Source organism: Thermomonas sp. (genome assembly GCF_020850895.1).
GTDB lineage: Bacteria > Pseudomonadota > Gammaproteobacteria > Xanthomonadales > Xanthomonadaceae > Thermomonas.
In genome coordinates, this window is the sequence record NZ_JADZDS010000056.1 from 1 (window position 1) to 3,678 (window position 3,678).

Consider the following 3,678-nt stretch of genomic DNA (forward strand, 5'->3'; position numbering starts at 1 on the left):
GACCGCAGGCTGTACATCGTCAGTGAACCCAACCTGTTCTATCGCTTCGCGCCGGCAGCTTCATCTGCCGAAAGAGCGGCGCCCGCATCGAGGTAGCAAAGGGCGGGGATTCGGCGCGTATTTCACCCACGCAATACCTCGATGACCCTCGCCTCGTCCACTCCGGAGATGAGGCATGCCCTGCCTACGCCTTCCCACAGGATGAAGCGCAGCCCGCTGGCTTGGGTTTTCTTGTCCAGGCGCATCCGCGCCAGCAGGGCATCGGGCGCAAGCCCCGCGGGAATCGCGGTGGGCAGGTCGAAGCCTGCCAGCAAGGTGCGCAGCGCGTTGGCGTCTTCATTTGCGGCCAATCCAAGTGCCGCCGACAACCGCGCTGCCAGCAGCATTCCCACCGCCACCGCCTCGCCGTGGTTGAGGCCATCGCCATAGCCCTGTTCGGCTTCAATGGCATGGCCAAAGGTGTGGCCGAAATTGAGCAGGGCGCGCTCGCCGTGTTCGAACGGGTCGCGCTCGGTGATCGCGGCCTTGTGCGCGCAACTGCGGGCGATGGCCGTGGCCAGCAGCGCGTCATCGCCGGTTAGCAGGCCGTCACGCTGCGCTTGCAGCCAGCGCAGGAAATCGGCATCGACAATCGCACCGTACTTGATCACCTCGGCCAGCCCGGCGCGCAGTTCGCGCGGCGGCAGCGTGCGCAGGCTGGTGGTGTCGGCGATCACCGCACGCGGCGGATGGAAGGCGCCGACCAGGTTCTTGCCCTGCGGGATATCCACCGCGGTCTTGCCGCCCACCGAGGAATCCACCATCGCCAGCAGCGTGGTCGGCAATTGCACGACATCAATTCCGCGCATCCAGCAGGCTGCGGCAAAGCCGGCCAGGTCGCCGACCACGCCACCGCCCAGCGCAAACACGCAGGCATCGCGGGTGGCGCCGAGCGCGGCCAGGGCGTCGATGACGGCGCCGAAATTGTCCAGTGTCTTGTGCGCTTCACCGGCGGGGATGACATGGCGGGCGATTTGCTGGCCGGGACGTGCGGTGCGCAGTGCCGATTCCACGCGGGCGGCGTAGTGCGGGGCGACGTTGCCGTCGCTGACGATCAGCGCGTGGCGGCCGCGCAGCGTTTGCGCCAGCAACGCGCCATCGTCCAGCAGACCCGGCCCGATGTGGATGCGGTAGGGCGCACGGCCTTCGACATCGACGGTGTGCAGGGAATCAGTCATGCGGGATTGGCTCGGTAGTGGGCCAGGCACTCGGCCAGGGCGGCGGCATCGGTACCTGCCGGACTGGTATCGAAGCACAGATGCGCGGTTTGCCGATACAGCGGTTCGCGTTGCGCCTGCAGTTGGGCCAGCCGTTGTGCAGGATCCGGCGTGGCCAGCAGCGGACGGGTGGCGTCGCCTTGCAGGCGCGCCATCTGCACGCCGGGATCGACTTGCAGGTAGACGACGGTGCCCGCTTCCCGCATCGCCTCGCGATTGGATTGCGACAGCACCGCGCCGCCACCGCTGGCGATCACGGCGGCGGGTTCGGACAGGGCCGTGCGCAGGCAGCGCGATTCGCGTGCGCGGAACCCGACCTCGCCTTCGTCCCGGAAGATGACGGCAACCGGACAACCCGCGTCCGTCTCGATGCGGGCGTCCAGGTCTACGAACGGCAATGCCAGCCGCGCCGCCAGCGCACGACCGAGCGTGCTCTTGCCGGCGCCCATCGGGCCGATCAGGACGATGTGTTGACGATGATGCATTGCATCATGCTAGCAGTGCAGGCAGGCAGTGCGATCACCGCGCGGACTTAACGCACGCCAGGCAAGACTGCAAGTCCGGCACTCCCGCCGGCGATCTCAGGGAACCCGCCATGTCCGTAGCCAAGGTCATTGAACTCAACGCGTCGTCGACCACCAGTATTGAAGATGCCGTGAAGCACGGTCTCAAGAAGTGCTCCGAATCGGTCAAGGGCATCAAGGGCGCATGGGTCAACGAAATCAAGGTGGTCACCGACGATGGCGGCAATGTGCAGGAATGGAGGGTCAACCTGCGCGTCAGTTTCGTGGTGGAGTGAAGTGCACAGGATCGGCATGTGCGCGACAATTTGCACATGACTGACCTGTCCCCCGAAATCCTGTCCCTGTTCGATACCCTGTTCGCCGAGGCGCTGGCCGCTGGCGAACCGGACCGCACGGCCATGACCGTTGCCAGCGTGGATGCACACGGCCAGCCGTCGGCGCGCATCGTCCTGCTGAAGGACTTCGACGGCCGCGGATTCGTGTTCTACACCCATCTGGATGGTCGCAAGGGTCGGGAATTGCAGGCCCATCCATATGCAGCATTGCTGTTCCACTGGCCGCGTGTTCGCGATGGCGTGCAGATTCGAATCGAAGGCACAGTCGAGGTCGTGAGTGATGCCGAGGCCGACGGCTACTTCGCCAGCCGCCCGCGCGGGAGCCAATTGGGTGCATGGGCCTCGCGGCAATCGGAAACGCTGGATGCGCGTGCGACGTTCGAGGCGCGATTGGCGAAATACGAAGCTGAGTTCGACGGCCAGGACGTGCCGCGTCCGCCAGGCTGGTCGGGCCTCCGGGTGCGGCCGCGTGCGGTCGAATTCTGGTTCGCTGCGCAGTACCGCCTGCATGAGCGCTGGCTGCATGAGGCCGATGGCAAGGGCGGCTGGTCGAAACGGATGCTCTACCCCTGACGGAACCCTCACGGCACCGTGAGGGCCCGCAGTCCACGGAGCAGGGTGTTACAGCTTCGCTGCTTCCTTCAGGGCTTCGGCCTTGTCGGTCTTTTCCCATGAGAAGGCGGTGGCCTTCTGCTTCTTGCCGGAACCGTCGGTGTAGCTCACGTCCTGCGGCTTGCGGCCGAAGTGGCCGTAGCTGGCGGTGCGCTGGTAGACCGGATGCAGGAGATCCAGCATGGTGATGATGCCGTACGGACGCAGGTCGAAGTGGGCGCGGATCAGCTTTTCGATCACGTCATCGCCCACCTTGCCGGTGCCAAAGGTGGTCACCGAGATGCTGGTGGGCTGGGCCACGCCGATGGCGTAGGACACCTGCACTTCGCACTTGTCGGCCAGACCTGCGGCGACGATGTTCTTGGCCACGTAACGCGCCGCGTAGGCCGCGCTGCGGTCGACCTTGGACGGATCCTTGCCGGAGAACGCACCGCCGCCGTGGCGGGCCATGCCGCCGTAGGTGTCGACGATGATCTTGCGCCCGGTCAGGCCGCAGTCTCCCACCGGCCCGCCGATCACGAACTTGCCGGTCGGGTTGATGTGCACCTTGTTCTTCGGAAGCTGGTCCAGCCACTTCTTCGGCAGCACGGGGGCCAGGATGTGGGTGCGCACAGCTTCGATCAGGTCCTTCTGCTTGATGTCCGGGTCGTGCTGGGTTGAGAGCACCACGGCGTCTAGGCCGAGCACTTGGTTGCCGTCATAGCGCAGGGTCACCTGCGACTTGGCGTCCGGGCGCAGCCACTTGAGTTTGCCGGCCTTGCGCACCTTGGCCTGCTGCTCCACCAAACGGTGGCTGTAGTACAGCGGCGCCGGCATGAATTCCGGGGCTTCGTTGCAGGCGTAGCCGAACATCAGGCCCTGGTCGCCCGCGCCCTGGTCTTCCGGCTTCTTGCGGTCCACGCCCTGGTTGATGTCGGGCGACTGCTTGCCGAGCATGTTGATGATGGCGCA

Annotated in this window: 5 protein-coding genes; 2 read left to right on the top strand and 3 right to left on the bottom strand. The window is 65.7% G+C overall.

The window, feature by feature from the left end; all coding sequences use genetic code 11:
• Nucleotides 1-122: 122 nt before the first annotated feature.
• Together aroB and IT472_RS05475 are read right to left on the bottom strand one after the other, a co-directional pair.
• Nucleotides 123-1,217 carry a 3-dehydroquinate synthase gene (gene aroB / locus IT472_RS05470; RefSeq protein ID WP_297179543.1) on the bottom strand — a complete coding sequence of 365 codons (1,095 nt, stop codon included), beginning with the start codon at nt 1,215-1,217 and terminating at the stop codon, nt 123-125.
• Nucleotides 1,214-1,741, bottom strand: a complete 528-nt coding sequence (locus tag IT472_RS05475; RefSeq protein ID WP_297179547.1) for a shikimate kinase — start codon at nt 1,739-1,741, stop codon at nt 1,214-1,216. Before IT472_RS05475 ends, aroB begins: the two co-directional genes overlap by 4 nt.
• A gap of 110 nt (nt 1,742-1,851) precedes the next feature.
• Here IT472_RS05475 and IT472_RS05480 point away from each other — a divergent pair, with 110 nt between their 5' ends.
• Both IT472_RS05480 and pdxH read left to right on the top strand, forming a co-directional pair.
• Entirely contained in the window at nt 1,852-2,055 is a 204-nt protein-coding gene (locus IT472_RS05480; protein WP_297179550.1) for a dodecin family protein, read from the top strand.
• A gap of 18 nt (nt 2,056-2,073) precedes the next feature.
• Nucleotides 2,074-2,688: a pyridoxamine 5'-phosphate oxidase gene (pdxH, locus tag IT472_RS05485; protein WP_297179553.1), complete on the top strand. Its 615-nt coding sequence runs from the start codon at nt 2,074-2,076 to the stop codon at nt 2,686-2,688.
• Nucleotides 2,689-2,736: 48 nt separating this feature from the next.
• Here the strand turns inward: pdxH and metK are convergent.
• On the bottom strand, nt 2,737-3,678 hold a 942-nt coding region (gene metK, locus IT472_RS05490), incomplete at its 5' end, for a methionine adenosyltransferase (protein WP_297179556.1).

Excerpts from the sequence above, each read along its gene's own strand:
- aroB (WP_297179543.1), bottom strand. The coding sequence starts at position 1,217 with ATGACTGATTCCCTGCACACCGTCGATGTCGAAGGCCGTGCGCCCTAC.
- IT472_RS05475 (WP_297179547.1), bottom strand. The coding sequence starts at position 1,741 with ATGCATCATCGTCAACACATCGTCCTGATCGGCCCGATGGGCGCCGGC.
- IT472_RS05480 (WP_297179550.1), top strand. The coding sequence starts at position 1,852 with ATGTCCGTAGCCAAGGTCATTGAACTCAACGCGTCGTCGACCACCAGT.